We start from the raw sequence: 17,910 nt of genomic DNA, 5'->3' as shown, positions 1-17,910 counted from the left end.
ATTACTCCTTGTCCGCCAGATTGACCACGCGATTGGAGCGATCCACCGGGCGCACTTGCTGCCCGTCATGAAGCACATGAACACCGGCGGCCACGACCCAGTCGCTGGCGTTCAGGCCTTCGAGCACCGGCACGGTTTTCTCGCCGAACGCACCGACCCGCACCGGGGCTTTTTTCAAGGTGTTATTGGCGTTGAGTACCCAAACGTACGTCGCGCCGTTTTCTGCGGTGACGGCCGACAAAGGCACCGACAACGCCACCACTTCAGCGGTCTGGATAAACACCCGGGCGCTCTGGCCGAGTTCAGCGGTGACCTTGCCGGAGGTGAACGCGATGCGCGCGGCAAAGGTGCGCGACTTCGGATCGGCCGCCGGTGACAACTCACGAATGCGGCCACTGAAACGTTGATCGGGCTGAGTCCAGAGTTCTACCGACACCGGCTGCCCGACCTTGAAGCGACCGAAGCTCTGTTCCGGCAGGCTGATCAACACTTCACGTTCGCCATCGGTGGCAATGGTGAACACGGTTTGCCCAGCGGCCACCACTTGCCCGACTTCCACAGCCCGTTTGGCCACCACGCCATCCTGAGGCGCGCGCAGCACCGCGTAACTTGCCTGGTTGGTCGAGACGTTGAATTCGGCTTTGATTTGGTTGAGGCGTGCTTCACCGGATCGGTAAAGGTTTTCGGCATTGTCGTACTGCGAGCGGCTGACCATCTGACGGTCCATCAGGGTCTTGTAGCGATCCCGCTCGGCGCGTACCAGGCTCAGATTGGCCTCGGCGGCGGCGACTTGGGCGCGGGCGGCATCCAGTTGCAGGCGTACGTCTTGCGGATCGAGTTCGGCCAGAGGTTGGTCGGCCTTGACGCGCTGCCCTTCCTCGACCAGTCGTCGGCTGACCTTGCCGCCAATGCGGAACGCCAGGTCCGGCTCATAACGAGCCCGTACTTCACCGGGATAGCTTTCCATCGCCTGCGCCGAAGGCTCTGGCTGAACCACCATGGCCGGGCGCACGCTGACTTGAGGCGCCTCTTCGTGACCACACGCAGACAGAAAAAAAGCCAGGGACACTGGCAACGCGAGGGGCAAGGCATAGCGGAACATGGTGAAGGACCTTTCGCTAATGGTGCTTGGAATAATTATACTGACGAGTATGTTATTAATAGCAAACTCACCAGTCCAGTAATAAAAGCGAATATGCCGAACAATCTTTCAGCACCCAATGGCCCAGGCAGACCCAAGGATTTGGCCAAGCGCCAGGCCATTCTCGATGCGGCGAAAACGCTGTTTCTGACCAAGGGCTATGCCAACACCAGCATGGATGCCGTCGCAGCTGAGGCCGGTGTGTCAAAGCTGACCGTGTACAGCCACTTCAACGACAAGGAGACGCTGTTCTCCACCGCCGTTGTCGCCAAATGCGAGGAGCAGCTACCAACGCTGTTTTTTGAACTGCCGGACGGCGTTGCGGTAGAAACGGTACTGCTGAACATCGCACGCGGTTTCCATCAACTGATCAACAGTGATGAATCGGTGAACCTGCACCGATTGATGATGAACCTGGGCAGCCAGGACCCGAAACTCGCGCAGATCTTCTTCGAAGCCGGGCCGCAACGCATGCTGCATGGCATGGAGCGGTTGCTGGCCAAGATTGATCAAAGTGGTGTGTTGAGCATCGATAAACCGCGCAATGCGGCCGAGCACTTTTTCTGCCTGCTCAAGGGCGCGGGGAATTTTCGGTTGCTGTATGGCTGCGGCGAACCTGTAGTCGGGGACGCGGCCGAGGAGCACGTGCAGGAAGTGGTGGGGTTATTTATGCGGGCTTATCGACCCGAGCCAGCCTGATAGAAATCGGGGGTCTGGTCTGGTCTGGTCTGGCGCCTGCGCGAGCAGGCTCACTCCTACTCTGGATCTATGCAACACCGTAAATCCCCTGTAGGAGTGAGCCTGCTCGCGATAAAGGCGACTCGGTTTTAAGGCTTGAGCGCCTTCTTCGGATAAATGTCATACCGGCTGGATTTACCGTCCAACGCATGACTCGGCTTCGGCCCGGCAATGCAGGGCGCCTTGCGCGGCCGCTTGACCACCACCCGATGACTGGCCAGCGCCAGCGCGGCTTCCAGCAGTGCTGGCGCATCCGGGTCGTCGCCCACCAACGGCCGGAACAGACGCATTTCCTTTTTCACCAACGCGGTTTTCTCACGGTGCGGAAACATCGGGTCGAGGTAGATCACCTGCGGCGGCTCGCCTTCCCAATTACGCATCACCTCAATGGAATTACCCTTGAGCAAATGCATCCGCGCCACGATGGGCGCCACGTCGAAATCTTCCGCACCGCGCGCCAGGCCATCCTCAAGCAAGGCCCCGATCAGCGGCTGACGTTCGATTAGACTCATCTCGCAGCCCAGGCTCGCCAGCACGAACGCATCCTTGCCCAGCCCCGCCGTAGCATCCAGCACGCGGGGACGCACGCCCTGCGCGATGCCAACGGCCTTGGCGATCATCTGCCCCGTGCCGCCACCGAACAACCGGCGATGAGCCGCCCCGCCTTCGACGAAGTCCACCCGCACCGGGCCCGGCGCATCCGCCCCAAGCTGTTGCAACTGCAAACCCTGCTCGCCGACCTGCAAGGCAAACTCGCCATCATCCACTTGCAGCGGCAAGCCCAGGCGCTCGGCCCATTGCTCGGCTTGTGGCTGAAAGGTCGTGCCCAAGGCCTCGACATGGATGCGGCAAACCGCCGGTTGATCAATCATCAGAAAACACGCTCAAAAAATTAATGATCGGCAAAAACGGCCGATAACAAAACTAACGGGCATTTTGCCAGAGCTGAGCGTCGACCGAGAGAAATGTCAGACTTTCAACCCACAATCACAGGTTTTATCTCGCCCTACGGCGATTACAACCTGCGAAACACCCAGGCGTTGGGCGGTGTCAGTCACCTGTGGCAAGATTTTTTTGCCCGGGCGATGGCCGATCAGCCGGGTGACGGGGTTCCTGAATCGCTCAAATTTCCACCGGTTGATCTGGAAAGCCCGGTCGAACCCACGGTGGGCAGCGAGTTGTTGGCGCACATCGTCTCGCAGCGTGAATGCAACGTGACAGAAACCGTGGTTCGCCCGCCAGAGCCGCTGTTCTTGCCGATTGCCGAGTTCGAAATGGACCTGGCCGACAAACCGGCCCCACCCTTCCCGCCTGAAGAAATCGTCGCTCAGCAAAAACAGCAGGACTTCGAAAGCGGCTGGGTCCGTCCAATCGTGCTCACCGCCGGTCAACCTGTACCGCAAGCTGGCCCGGCGCCACAACCGCGCCCGCTGCACCTGCCGATCGCCGAATTCGAAATGGACCTGCTCGACAAACCGTTCCCGCCGTTCTCCCCCGAAGAGCTGGTGGAACAACAGAAACAGTTCGATTTCGATAACGGTTGGGCTCGCCCGATCGTTCTGCAAAACCTGCGCATCGCCGCCTGACCTTCAATAACAGGCCCTCAGCGACACCCCATCGTCAGCCTTTGAACAGTTGATTGGCCTTCGCGTACGGCATAGATCGCGAGGTAAACCCGAAGGTGCCCGATGTCTTGATCTCTTCGGCCGCACGGAAAAACTCGCCATACGCTGCCAACGCCAGCGCCGAACCGACGCTGATACGTTTGACGCCCATCTCGCTCAACTGCTCGACCGTCAACTTGAGCCCGCCAGACATCAACACATTGACCGGTTTGGGCGCCACGGCACGAACCACCGCCAAGACGTCTTCGGCACTGCGCAGTCCCGGTGCGTAGAGCACGTCGGCCCCCGCCTCGGCGAACGCCTGCAAGCGGCGGATGGTGTCGGCGAGATCGGGATTGCCGTGCAGGAAGTTCTCGGCACGCGCGGTCAGCATGAAGGGGAAAGGCAGGCTGCGCGCCGCGGCCACGGCGGCTTCAACGCGCGCCACCGCATGTTCGAAACAGTAGATCGGCGCCGCTTCACGGCCCGTGGCATCTTCGATAGAACCGCCGACCGCACCGGCCTCAGCCGCGCGCAGAATGCTCTTGGCGCATTCGACGGGGTCATCGGCAAAGCCATTTTCCAGATCCACCGCCACGGGCAGATTCGTCGCTGCGACAATCGCGCGGACATTTGCCAGCGTATCGTCCAGAGCCATTGCGCCATCGGGGCGCGCATTGGAAAAGGCATAACCGGCACTGGTGGTGGCCAGCGCCTCGAAGCCGAGACTGGCGAGCATTTTCGCCGAGCCGGCGTCCCACGGGTTGGGAATGACAAAAGCCCCGGCGCGTTCGTGCAGTGCTTTGAACGCCTGGGCTCGAAGGGTTTGCGCATCCATTGGGCAGGCTCCTGAAAAGGGGAAAAAACCGCCTCAGAGCAAGCCAAGTTGCTCCACTGCGGGTTCTCTGTATAGCTCAGGCAGCGGCGGCAGGCCAGGCAAACGCAGCATCAGTTGTGCGTGAAAACGTTGCGCCAGCTTGGCGGCCAGCAGGTTGTCTGCGGTGTGCAGGAAGATGTACGGCGTACGGCCCTCTTCGATCCACGCGGCGATTTTCTCGACCCACGGCACCAGGAACGGATCGTTGGCTTCCAGCTGCGGATGGCCGATGAAGCGCACTTGCGGGAATTGTGTGAACGCCGCCGGACGTGGCGGCACTTTGGGCTTTTTCGATTGGGCGTGGAGCACCGACGGATCGGTCGACACACAACTGAACAGCGCTCGCGGATCGAGGCAGATGCGCTCGACACCGCGATCCATCAACAATCGATTGAGCATTCGCTCGGCATCGCCTTTGGCGAAGAACGCGTCATGGCGCACCTCGACGGCCAGAGGTCGCTCCAGCCCATCAATGAAAGCGGCCAGTTCCGGCAACCGTTGCGGCGTGAAGCTTTTCGACAATTGCAGCCACAACGGCGAAACCCGCGCGCCCAAAGGGCTGAGCAACTTCACGAAAGTTTCGGCGGCGGTCAGTTGTTCGCGCAGGTCACCACCATGGCTGATGTCACCGGGGAACTTGGCGGTAAAACGAAAGTGTTCGGGCATGACCTCGGCCCAACGCTGCACAGTCGAGGCAGCCGGGCTCGCGTAGAAGGTCGTATTGCCTTCTACGGCATTGAATACTTGGGTATAGAAATTTAGAAATTCAGCAGGTTTGGCGTCTGGCGGATAGAGGTAATCGCGCCAGGCGTTTTCACTCCAGGACGGGCAGCCGAGGTAGTAAGGCTGCCCCATCAGATGTACAGGTCGAGGCCCAGCACATCCGTATCCCAATCGACAAAAGTGGCCGTGCTCAGGTAGCTGGCGAGTGCCGTAGCAACGCTTTTGCTCATGGCGCGGTGGTAGATCATGTCTTGTTGGCGAGCCGGGAGATTGCTCAGGCGTTGCGCGGAGGCTTTGGCGGCACGGGCAGCCATTTGCTCTTCGGATGGAATTTCCAGCTCGCCGTCGATATCAACGTAATCGTCTTCCGCCACAGGGCCTTTGCGAGCCTTGCGCTTGATGGGGTAGGACTGAGAGGAAACGCCGTCTATACGCATGAGTACATGTCCGGTATCAGTGATGGCAGTTTAGTGGCGCATTTCCCACTTCGCAAACCGCCGAGTGATAACTAGAACACAGAAAACGGAAAAGGTTTAAAAACAGGAGGTATAAATCGACGATTGGCTGCGCTGGGTAGATCGCCATCGCGGGCAAGCCACGCTCCCACAGGATTTGTGTGGTTCACAAAATCTGCGGTTGGCTCAAAACTGTGGGAGCGTGGCTTGCCCGCGATGGCACCCACTCGGTGCCGGAAATCAGCGCGCTTTGGGCGTCGCCACTTTGTCGCGCAGGTAAACCGGCTGAGCCTGATCCGCGACAATCGCCTCGCCGCGCTCCCAGGCAAACCGCGCCAGTGTCAGCAGGTCTTCGGCATGCGGCAGCATGCCCGCGTCCTGCCCGGTCAGGTTCACGGCAATGCGCTCGGCATAACCCCAACCCGTGCCGGCACCGAACCACTCACCGCTGGCATCCGCCGGCAACGCCGCCGCTTCGGGTGGCAACACGGCTTCATTGCCCGCCAGGCGCATTTCCCCGGCCGTTTCGCGATAGCAGCCCCAGTACACTTCATCCATCCGCGCGTCGATTGCCGCAGCGACCTGGCTCACACCGTGTTCGCGATAGGCGCGTTGCGCCAGTACGGCCAGGTTCGACACCGGCAACACCGGGCGATCCAGCGCAAACGCCAGGCCCTGGACCACGCCGATGGCGATCCGCACACCCGTAAAGGCGCCCGGCCCGCGACCAAATGCGATGGCATCGACGGCTTGCAAGGTGGTCCCGGCGTCGGCGAGCAATTGCTGGATCATCGGCAACAGCTTCTGGGCATGCAGGCGCGGAATCACCTCGTAATGGCTCGTGACTTTGCCGTCATGCAGCAAGGCAACGGAGCAAGCTTCGGTCGCGGTGTCCAGGGCCAGCAAGGTGCTCATCGATGTATCCGTAAGAGAATTCAGAAAAAGTTCGCCAGTATAAACAACTACGGCCCGCAAGCGGGCCGTAGAAGATGAAGCGGTTATCAGCTCAGTGCTTCAAGCACCTTGGCCGTGATCGCTTCAACCGAACCGACGCCAGGGATGTGGCTGTACTTCGGCTTGCCATTGGCAGCGGACAGATTCTGGTAGAACGCTACCAGTGGTTTGGTCTGGGAGTGGTAGACCGACAGGCGATGACGCACGGTTTCTTCAGTGTCGTCCTTGCGCTGCACCAGCTCTTCACCGGTGATGTCGTCCTTGCCGGCAATTTTTGGCGGGTTGTAGACGATGTGGTACACGCGGCCGCTGGCTTCGTGAACACGGCGACCGGCGATGCGCTGGACGATTTCTTCGTCTTCGACGGAGATTTCGACCACAGCATCCAGCTCGACGCCAGCGGTTACCAACGCTTCAGCCTGAGGAATGGTGCGCGGGAAACCGTCGAACAGGAAACCCTTGGCGCAGTCGGCTTGAGCGATACGGTCCTTGACCAGTGCGATGATCAGGTCATCGGAGACCAGACCGCCAGCATCCATGATGCCCTTGGCCTTGAGGCCCAGCTCAGTGCCGGCCTTGACGGCTGCACGCAACATGTCGCCAGTGGAGATTTGCGGAATGCCGAATTTCTCGGTGATGAACTGTGCCTGAGTACCTTTACCGGCCCCGGGAGCTCCCAGCAGAATGACGCGCATCGATGTGCTCCTCAATTTTTTATATGGATATCGTCAGATTCGCCTCGTGGGGCCAATCTCAAAAATAGGGTCGTGGCCGCCCAAACGGCCAAAGGCTGCTCAAGATACACAGCAGTTCCTGCCCACACAAGCCGCCGAAAGTCGGAGAAACCGGCGCCTGTCATGCCCCTTCGATGAAGTGCTCCAAGTCGCAACCCCATCATTAACTGTCGCCTGACCGACCTTTCAACACCTTCAACGACAGGCACTCGACGCCTGCGCCGAGTGCCTCGCCCCACGGCAAAAACCTTAGCCGGTATTTCGCAAACCGGCGGCAATCCCCGCCACAGACACCAGCAGCGCCTGTTCTACAGGGCTGCCCTGCGCCACGTCCTGCTGCCGCGAACGTGCCAGCAACTCCGCCTGCAATAGATGAAGCGGGTCGAGGTAAGTGTTGCGTAACCGGATGAATTCAAGGGTGTCTGGGCTATGTGCCAGCAGCTGCGACTGACCGGTCAACCCCAGCACCACTGCGCAGGCCTGCGACAATAGGTCGCGTAAATGCACACCTAAAGGAAGCAAATCCGGCTCGACCAGGCGTTCATCGTAGGATCGGGCGATGTCAGCGTCCGCTTTGGCCAGGACCATTTCCAGCATGTCGATGCGGGTGCGGAAGAACGGCCATTGCTCACGCATCTGCCCTAACAACTCGCCTTCACCGCGCTCCAGCGCCTTGCTCAATGCCGCTTCCCAACCCAACCAGGCCGGTAACATCAGGCGGGTCTGGGTCCAGCCGAAAATCCACGGAATGGCGCGCAGGCTTTCGATCCCGCCGGCGCGGCGTTTGGCCGGGCGGCTGCCCAACGGCAAACGTCCCAGTTCCTGTTCAGGGGTCGACTGGCGGAAATACTCGACGAATTGCGGGTTCTCCCGCACGACGGCGCGGTACGCCTTGACGCCATCGTCGGCCAGTTCGTCCATCAAATGACGCCATGCCGGCTCAGGTGGCGGCGGTGGCAGCAGGGTCGCTTCCAGCACCGCCGCCAGGTACAGATTGAGGTTTTGCTCGGCGATGTCCGGCAGGCCGAATTTGAATCGAATCATTTCCCCTTGCTCGGTGGTGCGGAAACGCCCCGCGACCGACCCCGGTGGCTGCGACAGAATCGCCGCATGCGCCGGACCGCCACCACGCCCCACGGTGCCGCCGCGACCATGGAACAACAACAATTCCACTTGCTGTTCACGGCAGATGTCGACCAGACGCTCCTGCGCCCGGTACTGCGCCCATGCCGCAGCGGTCGTGCCGGCATCCTTGGCCGAGTCGGAGTAACCGATCATCACTTCTTGCGGGCCTTGCAAGCGCGCGCGATAGCCCGGCAGCAGCAACAGTTTTTCGATCACCGGACCAGCGTTATCAAGGTCGGCCAGGGTTTCGAACAACGGCACCACGCGCATCGGCCGCAGTACGCCGGCCTCTTTGAGCAGCAGTTGCACGGCGAGCACGTCGGACGCGGCACCGGCCATGGAAATCACGTACGAACCGAGCGATGCACCGGGGGCGGCGGCCACTTCCCTGCAGGTCGCCAGCACTTCGGCGGTGTCGGCCGACGGTTTGAAATACGCCGGCAGCAATGGCCGACGATTGTTCAGTTCACGCATCAGGAACTCGATACGCGCATCCTCGCTCCAGTCTTCGTAGCGACCCAGGCCCAGGTAATCGGTTATTTCAGTCATGGCCGAGGTGTGCCGCGACGAATCCTGACGCACATCGAGGCGCACCAGAAACAGGCCGAACGTCACCGCCCGGCGCAGGCAATCGAGCAACGGGCCATCGGCGATCACCCCCATGCCGCACTCATGCAGCGAGTGGTAGCACAGCTCCAGTGGATCCAGCAGTTCGCGGTTGTTTTGCAGTACATCGGGCGGTGCGGGGGTGGCGGTCGTCAACGACGCATGCGCCCAGTTGCGCGTCGCACGCAAGCGTTCACGCAGCTGTTTGAGCACGGCGCGATACGGCTCGGCGCTGTCCCCGGCCTTGGCTTTCAACGCCTCGCTGGCTTGTTGCATCGACAGCTCGGCCGCCAGTTGATCGACATCACGCACATACAAATCGGCCGCCATCCAGCGCGCCAGCAACAACACTTCACGGGTGACGGTCGCGGTCACGTTGGGGTTGCCATCGCGGTCGCCGCCCATCCACGAGGCGAAGCGAATCGGCGCGGCCTGTAGCGGCAAGCGCAGGCCGGTAGCGTCATACAGGGCTTTATCGGCCTTGCGCAGGTAATTGGGGATCGCCTGCCACAGCGAATGTTCGATCACTGCGAAGCCCCACTTGGCTTCGTCTACCGGCGTCGGGCGGGTGCGGCGGATTTCTTCGGTATGCCAGGCTTCGGCGATCAGGCGCTGTAGTTTCGCGTGGATCTGTTCGCGTTCGGCTGGGGTCAGGTCGCGGTGATCTTGTGCGGCCAGTTGCGCGGCGATGGCGTCGTACTTCTGGATCAGTGTGCGGCGCGCCACTTCGGTGGGGTGCGCGGTCAGCACCAGCTCGATGTCCAGTCGCCCCAATTGCCGGGCCAGGGAATCGGCACTGTGGCCTTCGGCGCGCAAGCGAGCGAGCAGTTCCGGCAGCACGCGCGCCTCGAACGGCGCGGGTTGCGACGCTTCGCGGCGATGAATCAACTGATATTGCTCGGCAATGTTGGCCAGGTTGAGAAACTGGTTGAACGCCCGCGCCACCGGCAGCAATTCGTCTTCGCTCAATTGGTTGAGGCTGGCGCTCAGTTCGGCGTCCACCGAACCGCGACGGTCGGCCTTGGCGCCCTTGCGGATCTGCTCGATCTTGTCGAGAAAGCCGTCCCCGTACTGTTCACGAATGGTGTTGCCCAGCAGCTCACCCAACAGGTGAACGTCTTCGCGCAAGCGTGCATCAATATCGGTCATCAGCAGTTCTCCAGCAAAAAATCCGGGCGGCCATGAACATCATGCTTTGCCCAAGAGTGCCGCCGTAAAGCCGTTCTTACAAGCAAACGACGAAGGGACTTTAAACTCACGGTGCAGAAGCTAGTCTGAAGAGGAAGCCGCACAACGGCTTTCGCCGGCCACTGCCGGACTCTGAAACGGCCTGCCACGAGCAGGAACGCATTGAGGTCACTATGAAAATTCGCGAGCTTGCCCAGCATTGGGAAGAAAACGCCAAGGGTCGCCTGACCGAGACGGGCTACACGATTCATCTGGACGTGGAGGCCGCCGCACGGCTGGCGGCGATCACCGAGATGTACCCCAAACGCCAACCCGAAGAACTGCTGGGCGAGTTGATCGGCGCCGCTCTGGAAGAGCTCGAAAAAAGCTTTCCGTACGTGAAGGGCTCGACGGTTGTGGCCACCGATGAAGAAGGTGACCCGCTGTACGAAGACGTCGGTCCGACGCCGCGTTTTCTCGCGTTGTCCCGTCGTCATCTGCACGATTTGTCGGCTGGTAACGACAAGCAAAAACACTGATCCAGCCGCGATGAAACGGTGGGAGCGAACGTGCTCCCACACTGGATCTTGGGTGATGACAAATCCCGGTTACTGTTCCAGTTTCTGCGGGGTTTCCTGGCCCATGCAGCGCACGGCTTTTTTCTTGCTGTCGATCAGCACACCGGTCAGGCCTTTTTGCTCGGTGTCGAACAATACCAGCACGCCGTCGACGCATTGCGCGACCTGGGCCGCCGGTTCCAGCGAGACTTTGTAGTCTTCGCCCGGAATGGTTTTAAGCATCGTGAATTCGTTGAGCAGCAACGCATCCTCAGGCTTGGCGAAATGCAGGTAGCCGTACCACCACAGGGCACCGACAGTGCCGAGGATGCTGCAGATACCGGTGATGATCAGCGGGATGGCGTTACGTTCTTCACTCATTGCGGACTCTCTGGTGGTTCATCTTCAGAATGTTTGGGCGCCGGGTAATTGGGGATTTCACCCAGGCGGCGCAGGCCGTTGAAATGCTGCGGATCGTCGAGATAACGCAACATGACGGTTCGCCAGACCGGGTCGGCGAACGTCTGCACATGCCCCCTCGGGTCAGTTGCAGCACCCGTGGCGGCGGCGCAGCTTGATACAGACGGATGCCGTTGGAAAGGGGCACGATCGGATCGTCGATGCTGTGGTAGAGCAGTTTCGGTACGCCGTTGAGCTGTGGCATCGAGTTGATCGCGCTGTCGCCGTCCGGCACCAGCCACGACAACGGCACCTGGACTGCCCAGGTCAACCATGAGGTACTCAGGGCAAACTGGCCAACACTTCGATAGCTGGCGGGCGCACCGTCAAGGACCAGCGCCTTGAGTTGCTTCTGGCGCTCAGGGTGTTGAACAAGGTAGTGCACGGCCATCGAGCCACCGAGGCTTTGACCGAGCAGGATCAATGGTTTGCCTTTGACCTCGGGTGCCTGATCAAGCCATTTGAACGCCGCGTCTATGTCCAGATAGAGTGCCGGCAGGCTCGGTTTCCCTTCGGATAAACCATAGCCGCGATAGTCGATCAGCAGCACTTGATAGCCTTCCTTGGGCAACCACCAGCTCCCCCCCAGATGCATCGGCAGGTTGCCACCGTTGCCGTGTAAATGCAGGACAGTGCCTTTGACCTCGACACCTTTTTTCGCCGGCAGCCACCAGGCATTCAGCTTGACGCCGTCGGCGGTGACCAGGGTGACATCGCGGTACTCGAGATCAGCTTTTTCCGGGGTGAACAACTGCCCGGGCTCAGGGTAGAACAGCAGCGAGCTGCAACCGTTCAAGGTCAGAAGCAGACAAACAATGCCGAGGAATCTCATCCGTTGAAACCTCGCGAGAATAAGAGTTGAAACACTGGGTCTGTAGGAGCCGAGCTTGCTCGCGATAGCGGTATGTCAGGCGATACACAGGTTGAATGTAATTGCGCCATCGCGAGCAAGCTCGGCTCCTACAGGGGATCTCATGGTTCACAGGATGTTGGAGTAATCCGCCTCGATCCGGTCCAGGCTCAGGTGGTTGAGGAAGTTGGAGAAGCACATCCATGCGGACAGCGCGTTCAGGTCGCGGAACTGTTCGGGCAAGTACTTGGGTGGCACCACCAATCCTTCATCGACCAACTGGCGCAAGGTGCGCATGTCTTCCAGCGTGGTCTTGCCGCAAAACAGTAGCGGTATCTGCTCCAGCTTGCCTTTGCGCACCGCCAACTGAATGTAGTTGTAAATCATGATGAAGCCCTTGAGGTAGGACAAGTCTTTGGTAAATGGCAGACCTGTCGGCACCGAGCCACGGAAAACGCGACTGGTGTTGCTGTAGCTCTCGGGCATTTCAAACCCTTGCTCACGGAAAAACTCGAACACCTGCAGGAAGTCCGCGCCCTCCTCCACCATGTGAATGGCGCGGGTGCGGTTGGTCAGTTTGCGCAGGCGACTCGGGTAGGACGCGAAGGTGATGATTTCCATCAGGATCGCCAGGCCTTCCTGCGTCACCGTCGAGGACGGCGGGCCCTTGGCCAGAAAGGTGCAGATCGGCTGGTTCAGACCATTGAGCGTGGTGCCTACGTGCACCAGCCCTTCGTGAACCTCCAGGGCTCGCACGTCGCGGTCGTTGAACATCGCGTCGGAGCGGATCTTGATGTAGTCGGCCCCCGCTGCCGCATCGGCGACGATGCCGTCGGACTCAAACACCCGAATGGTTTCCTCGGCCTCGCCAAACACCTTGTTCAAACGATGCTGCAGCATCGCGACAGCGTCCTTGGCGGTCAGCGTCTTCGGTTCATCCTTGAGATCGCCACGGCCATCAATATTGTTCAGGTAATCGGAGAGCATCAGGCCCAGGTCGGACAAGGTCGGGTCGCCCGCGTGAAACGCATCGGACGCGGCGCCATACAGCTCCTGGGAAATCAGCCCGAAATCCTCGGTGCCGCGCGCTTCGAGCATGCGCACCACCATGCGGTATTCCTTGCACATGCGACGCATGATCTGGCCGACCGGATTGAACTGGCCGAGCTGGCGGGTGATGTCGCGCTCGATGTTCTGGAACTCCAGTTTCACCTGGCTGGAATCGAACGCCAGCGGCCGGTTCAGGTAATAGTCACGGTCCACGGCAGGCAATTCCTTGCCCTTGGCCTTGAGAAATTTCTGACGGATAGTGTCGTCCCACTTGACCGCATCAAGGACCCGAATCGGCGTCTGCGCCAGCACAATGCGATCGGACAAAATGCGTATCGTCTGCTGGTAATCGTCCACCCGAAACTCCTGTAGAAAAGCCGTTATGTACTGGGTTTATTTGCGTTTGGCCATGCGCTGATAGCGCACCGCTTCGACGAAGACATCGGAATTGGCCGGATCGTCGAGGTAAGTAAACACCTGATCCATCGAGTTGTTGACCAATACGCCGTCGCCGTCATCGGTCTGGAAGTCTTCGCCACTCAAGACTTTTTGTCCGAGGGCCTGGTTGATCTGCTCGAGGTCGAGGTTGTAGACCACCAGTTCATGTTGTTCAGTGAGCTCGAAACCGGCAATGGTGAAATGCCCGCCGAATTTGGCCGGCACCTTCGCCGACAAGTACCAGCGGCTGCCATGGCGCGAGACGGTGAAGAGATAGGCTTCACGTTCGCCGGGGGTTGCCTTGAAGTAACTGACCGCCTGATAGCGATTGTCGCCGATGCGCGTCAACTCAAGGTTCATCGGTTCGCCCCAGGCGTTGGTGCTGGTCCATTTGCCGAGTAAACCTTTGGGCGCGGGGTCGCTTGCGGGCAGAGGCTCCTTGAAGGTCACCAGACAGCCACTGAGCAGCAACAACGACAAGGCGATCACTACGCCACGCCAGGCTTTCATTCAACACTCCCTATGAACACACGCAGCCCTGAACTGAACACCTGCCCCTGTGGGAGCGAGCTTGCTCGCGATAGCGGTGTGTCAGCCAACAGAGATGTTGAATGTCAGGCCGTCATCGCGAGCAAGCTCGCTCCCACAGGGTTTTGTGGCGCCCTCAGGGATTACACCGACGCGAGTACCAAGTGCATGTAACGATTGAGGATACCGAGCATTTCTTCTTCGCCCACAGGCTCCGCGTCGTTGAGCAAGCCCTGATACTCCATCCGTCCGATAATCGCCGTCAACACTTTGGCATCCTCTTGTGGCTCACGAGAACCCAATACCTCGAAAAGCTGGCACGTGCCCTGAAGGAGGATTTGCTGATGCGAGCGCACCAGTTCCGCCAGGCGCGGGTTCAACAAGGCCTCCTGACGGAACGCCTGTTCCGCCATCAAGTGTTCGCGACGGTTGATCAATTGCCGGTGAACGTAGTCCGCCATCAGTCGAGCGATATCGTCCGCCAGTTGCGCGCGAGCCTGTGGGCTGCCGTCGCCGCTGACCACCATCTCGCGCAGCAGGCCTTCGTTGTTCACCCACAACTTGGCCATGAACGCCGCACTGCGTTCCACGTATTGAGCGAAGGTATCGGTGAGCAAGTCATCGATATCCTTGAAGTAATAGGTCGTCGCCGACAACGGTACGCCGGCCTCGGCCGCCACCGCCCGGTGGCGTACGGCCTGCACGCCATCGCGCACGACAATGCGCATCGCCGCATCGAGAATGTCCTGTCGACGCTGCTCGCTGCCCTGTCGGCTGGCCTTGCGGCCCTGGTACTGAACACTTTCAGCGACCGCAGTGGCGATACCCGCTGCACCTTCTTGAGCCATTGCACGATTCACGACAGGTCTTTCCTCTCAGATGAAAGCAACAAATTGATACGTTTGTGCCAGACAGGCAATAAAAAGCCGCCTGAAAAGGCGGCTTCTTAATTGAAACACTTACGCTTGCGGCCGCATGTGCGGGAACAGGATCACGTCGCGGATCGACGGCGAGTTGGTCAGCAGCATCACCAGACGGTCGATACCGATGCCTTCACCCGCCGTTGGCGGCATGCCGTATTCCAGCGCGCGCACGAAGTCGGCGTCGTAGTGCATGGCTTCGTCATCGCCCGCGTCCTTGTCAGCGACTTGCGCCATGAAACGCTCAGCCTGGTCTTCCGCGTCGTTCAACTCGGAGTAGGCGTTGGCGATTTCACGGCCGCCGATGAACAATTCGAAACGGTCGGTGACGTTCGGGTTGTCATCGTTGCGACGAGCCAGCGGCGACACTTCGAACGGGTACTGGGTGATGAAGTGCGGCTGCTCCAGCTTGTGCTCGACCAGTTCTTCGAAAATCATCACTTGCAGCTTGCCCAGACCTTCGAAGCCCAGCACCTTGGCGCCGGCCTTCTTGGCGATGGCGCGAGCCTTGTCGATGTCGTTCAGGTCGTCAGCGGTCAGCTCAGGGTTGTACTTGAGGATCGAGTCGAACACCGACAGACGCACGAACGGTTCGCCGAAGTGGAACACTTTGTCGCCGTAAGGCACGTCGGTGCTGCCCAGAACCAGCTGCGCCAGCTCACGGAACAGTTCTTCGGTCAGGTCCATGTTGTCTTCGTAGTCGGCGTAAGCCTGGTAGAACTCCAACATGGTGAATTCAGGGTTGTGACGAGTCGAAACGCCTTCGTTACGGAAGTTGCGGTTGATCTCGAACACTTTCTCGAAACCGCCAACAACAAGGCGCTTGAGGTACAGCTCTGGCGCGATACGCAGGAACATGCCCATGTCCAGCGCGTTGTGGTGGGTTTCGAACGGCTTGGCCGCCGCACCGCCAGGAATGGTTTGCAGCATCGGCGTTTCGACTTCCAGGAAGTCACGCTGCATCAGGAAGCTGCGGATGTGCGCGATGACTTGCGAACGAACGCGGAAGGTCTGGCGCACGTCTTCGTTGACGATCAGGTCGACATAACGCTGACGGTAGCGCTGTTCGGTGTCGGTCAGGCCGTGGTGCTTGTCCGGCAGCGGGCGCAGCGACTTGGTCAGCAGGCGCACAGTGGTCATTTCAACGTACAGGTCGCCCTTGCCGGAACGGGCCAGGGTGCCTTCGGCGGCGATGATGTCGCCCATGTCCCAGGTCTTCACGGCGGCCAGGGTTTCTTCGGACAGGGTTTTACGGTTGACGTAAACCTGAATCCGCCCGGTCATGTCCTGAATCACCATGAACGAGCCACGGTTGAGCATGATGCGACCGGCAACCTTGACCGGAATTGCAGCCTCTGCCAGCTCTTCCTTGGTCTTGTCCGCGTATTTCTTCTGCAGATCTTCGCAGTAGTTTTCGCGGCGGAAGTCGTTCGGGAAGGCATTGCCCTTGGCGCGCTCGGCAGCAAGCTTTTCCTTGCGCAGGGCGATCAGGGAGTTTTCTTCCTGTTGCAGGGCTTGCGGGTCGAGTTCTAGGTCGCTCATGTCTTTAAATATTCCATCACAGGTTCGTTGCCCCCAGGCCTGCGGCCTGGGGATCGCCGGCAGGCCGGCTCCTACAAGGATCGAGGTATGTCAGTCGATCCTGTATTGCATGGCTTACAGGCCTTGTTTCAGGCTGGCCACCAGGTATTCGTCGATATCGCCGTCGAGCACCTTGTCGCAGTCGCTGCGTTCGATGTTAGTGCGCAAATCCTTGATTCGCGACGCATCGAGTACATACGAGCGGATCTGGTGACCCCAGCCGATGTCGGACTTGGTGTCTTCCAGGGCCTGGGAGGCGGCATTGCGTTTCTGCACTTCCTGCTCGTACAAGCGCGCCCGCAACATTTTCATCGCGGTGTCTTTGTTGGCGTGCTGGGAGCGTTCGTTCTGGCAGCTGACCACGGTGTTGGACGGTACGTGGGTGATACGTACGGCCGAGTCGGTGGTGTTTACATGCTGACCACCGGCACCGGAGGAGCGGTAGGTGTCGATGCGCAGGTCCGACGGGTTGATGTCGATTTCGATGTTGTCATCGATTTCCGGCGACACGAACACGGCCGAGAACGAGGTGTGGCGACGGTTACCGGAGTCGAATGGGCTCTTGCGCACCAGACGGTGCACGCCGATCTCGGTACGCAACCAGCCAAAGGCGTATTCGCCCTTGATGTGCACGGTAGCGCCCTTGATCCCGGCGACTTCACCGGCGGACAGCTCCATGATGGTCGCGTCGAAACCGCGCTTGTCAGCCCAACGCAGGTACATGCGCAGCAGGATGTTGGCCCAGTCCTGAGCCTCGGTGCCACCGGAGCCGGCCTGGATATCCAGGTAGGCGTTGTTGGCATCCATTTCACCGCTGAACATGCGACGGAATTCGAGTTTTTCCAGCGACTCGCGCAGGCGCTCGACTTCGGCAGCGACGTCATCGACGGCGGCCTGGTCTTCTTCTTCGGCGGACATCAGCAGCAGGTCTTTGGCGTCGGCCAGGCCTGAGTGCATTTCGTCGAGGGTTTCGACGATCTGCGCCAGCATGGACCGCTCGCGGCCCAGTTCCTGAGCGTACGTCGGGTTGTTCCAGACAGACGGATCTTCAAGCTCGCGATTGACTTCAGTCAGACGCTCATGCTTTTGATCGTAGTCAAAGATACCCCTGAATAGTTTCGGAGCGCTCGGACAGGTCCTTGATACTGTTAAGGATCGGGTTGATTTCCATGGCGGGCAGCACTCGTTGGCGAACTTTTGAAAGCCGGCGAGTATAACGTAATCAGGCTGTCACGGCAGCCCGCCTGGCCGCTTTACCGGCGAATGGTTTTGATTGAAACCATGGAACATCCCTGTAGCAGCGGTCGAGCCCCGCGAGGCCGCGTCCAAGGACGAAGTCCTCGCCAATCCTGCGCACGCGGTTTGCCTGGTAGACCGTGTTGTATGGTTTTACGACGGCTTTG

General features: G+C 59.8%; 17 protein-coding genes and 1 pseudogene. 3 read left to right on the top strand and 15 right to left on the bottom strand.

All coding sequences use genetic code 11. The annotated features are described in order from the left end of the window. Window position 1: 1 nt before the first annotated feature. Window positions 2-1,102: an efflux RND transporter periplasmic adaptor subunit gene (locus AB4N76_RS19705; protein ID WP_046029154.1), complete on the bottom strand. Its 1,101-nt coding sequence runs from the start codon at window positions 1,100-1,102 to the stop codon at window positions 2-4. 93 nt (window positions 1,103-1,195) lie between these two features. Between AB4N76_RS19705 and AB4N76_RS19700 the strand changes: the two genes are divergently transcribed. Then, window positions 1,196-1,840, top strand: coding sequence for a TetR/AcrR family transcriptional regulator (locus AB4N76_RS19700; RefSeq protein WP_046029151.1), 645 nt, complete (start codon window positions 1,196-1,198; stop codon window positions 1,838-1,840). A gap of 128 nt (window positions 1,841-1,968) precedes the next feature. On the opposite strand, the gene AB4N76_RS19695 is transcribed toward AB4N76_RS19700, so the two are convergent. Next, a complete protein-coding gene (locus AB4N76_RS19695; protein WP_046029149.1) occupies window positions 1,969-2,751 on the bottom strand; it encodes a class I SAM-dependent methyltransferase in 783 nt (260 codons plus the stop codon). 93 nt (window positions 2,752-2,844) lie between these two features. On the opposite strand from AB4N76_RS19695, the gene AB4N76_RS19690 reads away from it, so the two are divergent. Next, window positions 2,845-3,465, top strand: coding sequence for a hypothetical protein (locus AB4N76_RS19690; protein ID WP_046029148.1), 621 nt, complete (start codon window positions 2,845-2,847; stop codon window positions 3,463-3,465). 34 nt (window positions 3,466-3,499) lie between these two features. Here the strand turns inward: AB4N76_RS19690 and AB4N76_RS19685 are convergent, their stop codons facing one another. From AB4N76_RS19685 to ppc, 6 genes are all read right to left on the bottom strand, one after another. Continuing rightward, window positions 3,500-4,321: an isocitrate lyase/PEP mutase family protein gene (locus AB4N76_RS19685; protein WP_046029147.1), complete on the bottom strand. Its 822-nt coding sequence runs from the start codon at window positions 4,319-4,321 to the stop codon at window positions 3,500-3,502. 33 nt (window positions 4,322-4,354) lie between these two features. Beyond that, complete coding sequence (locus tag AB4N76_RS19680; protein ID WP_046029146.1) at window positions 4,355-5,215, bottom strand: DUF72 domain-containing protein; 861 nt, start codon at window positions 5,213-5,215, stop codon at window positions 4,355-4,357. Further along, entirely contained in the window at window positions 5,215-5,520 is a 306-nt protein-coding gene (locus AB4N76_RS19675; RefSeq protein ID WP_046029145.1) for a hypothetical protein, read from the bottom strand. Before AB4N76_RS19675 ends, AB4N76_RS19680 begins: the two co-directional genes overlap by 1 nt. 258 nt (window positions 5,521-5,778) lie before the next feature. Beyond that, the gene (tsaB, locus tag AB4N76_RS19670) at window positions 5,779-6,453 is read right to left on the bottom strand and encodes a tRNA (adenosine(37)-N6)-threonylcarbamoyltransferase complex dimerization subunit type 1 TsaB (protein WP_046029144.1); all 675 of its coding nucleotides are present in this window, start codon (window positions 6,451-6,453) and stop codon (window positions 5,779-5,781) included. A gap of 86 nt (window positions 6,454-6,539) precedes the next feature. Beyond that, a complete protein-coding gene (gene adk / locus AB4N76_RS19665) occupies window positions 6,540-7,187 on the bottom strand; it encodes an adenylate kinase (protein WP_460163415.1) in 648 nt (215 codons plus the stop codon). A 288-nt stretch (window positions 7,188-7,475) separates the two neighbouring features. Beyond that, a complete protein-coding gene (gene ppc, locus AB4N76_RS19660; protein ID WP_460163414.1) occupies window positions 7,476-10,106 on the bottom strand; it encodes a phosphoenolpyruvate carboxylase in 2,631 nt (876 codons plus the stop codon). Window positions 10,107-10,318: 212 nt separating this feature from the next. Here ppc and AB4N76_RS19655 point away from each other — a divergent pair, with 212 nt between their 5' ends. Then, entirely contained in the window at window positions 10,319-10,663 is a 345-nt protein-coding gene (locus AB4N76_RS19655) for a hypothetical protein (protein ID WP_034150733.1), read from the top strand. A 69-nt stretch (window positions 10,664-10,732) separates the two neighbouring features. Here the strand turns inward: AB4N76_RS19655 and AB4N76_RS19650 are convergent, their stop codons facing one another. From AB4N76_RS19650 to prfB, 7 genes and pseudogenes are all read right to left on the bottom strand, one after another. After that, entirely contained in the window at window positions 10,733-11,062 is a 330-nt protein-coding gene (locus AB4N76_RS19650; protein WP_046029133.1) for a hypothetical protein, read from the bottom strand. Next, window positions 11,059-11,972, bottom strand: a pseudogene (locus AB4N76_RS19645) (alpha/beta hydrolase). Before AB4N76_RS19645 ends, AB4N76_RS19650 begins: the two are co-directional and overlap by 4 nt. A 147-nt stretch (window positions 11,973-12,119) precedes the next feature. Beyond that, complete coding sequence (locus AB4N76_RS19640; RefSeq protein ID WP_046029128.1) at window positions 12,120-13,397, bottom strand: flavohemoglobin expression-modulating QEGLA motif protein; 1,278 nt, start codon at window positions 13,395-13,397, stop codon at window positions 12,120-12,122. 36 nt (window positions 13,398-13,433) lie between these two features. Continuing rightward, window positions 13,434-13,988 carry a hypothetical protein gene (locus AB4N76_RS19635; RefSeq protein ID WP_460163413.1) on the bottom strand — a complete coding sequence of 185 codons (555 nt, stop codon included), beginning with the start codon at window positions 13,986-13,988 and terminating at the stop codon, window positions 13,434-13,436. Between the two features lie 161 nt (window positions 13,989-14,149). Beyond that, on the bottom strand, window positions 14,150-14,866 hold the full coding sequence (locus AB4N76_RS19630) for a TetR/AcrR family transcriptional regulator (protein ID WP_460163412.1): 717 nt from the start codon (window positions 14,864-14,866) through the stop codon (window positions 14,150-14,152). A gap of 99 nt (window positions 14,867-14,965) precedes the next feature. Continuing rightward, window positions 14,966-16,468 carry a lysine--tRNA ligase gene (lysS, locus tag AB4N76_RS19625; protein ID WP_046029121.1) on the bottom strand — a complete coding sequence of 501 codons (1,503 nt, stop codon included), beginning with the start codon at window positions 16,466-16,468 and terminating at the stop codon, window positions 14,966-14,968. A 114-nt stretch (window positions 16,469-16,582) separates the two neighbouring features. Beyond that, window positions 16,583-17,678, bottom strand: a protein-coding gene (prfB, locus tag AB4N76_RS19620; protein ID WP_460163411.1) for a peptide chain release factor 2 whose coding sequence is annotated in 2 segments (ribosomal slippage) — window positions 16,583-17,605 and window positions 17,607-17,678 — 1,095 coding nt in all. Because the reading frame shifts where the segments join, the coding sequence is not laid out codon by codon here. Between the last annotated feature and the right edge of the window lie 232 nt (window positions 17,679-17,910).

Source organism: Pseudomonas sp. S2_F03 (assembly GCF_054668335.1).
This window is presented reverse-complemented; position numbering and strand designations above follow the sequence as displayed.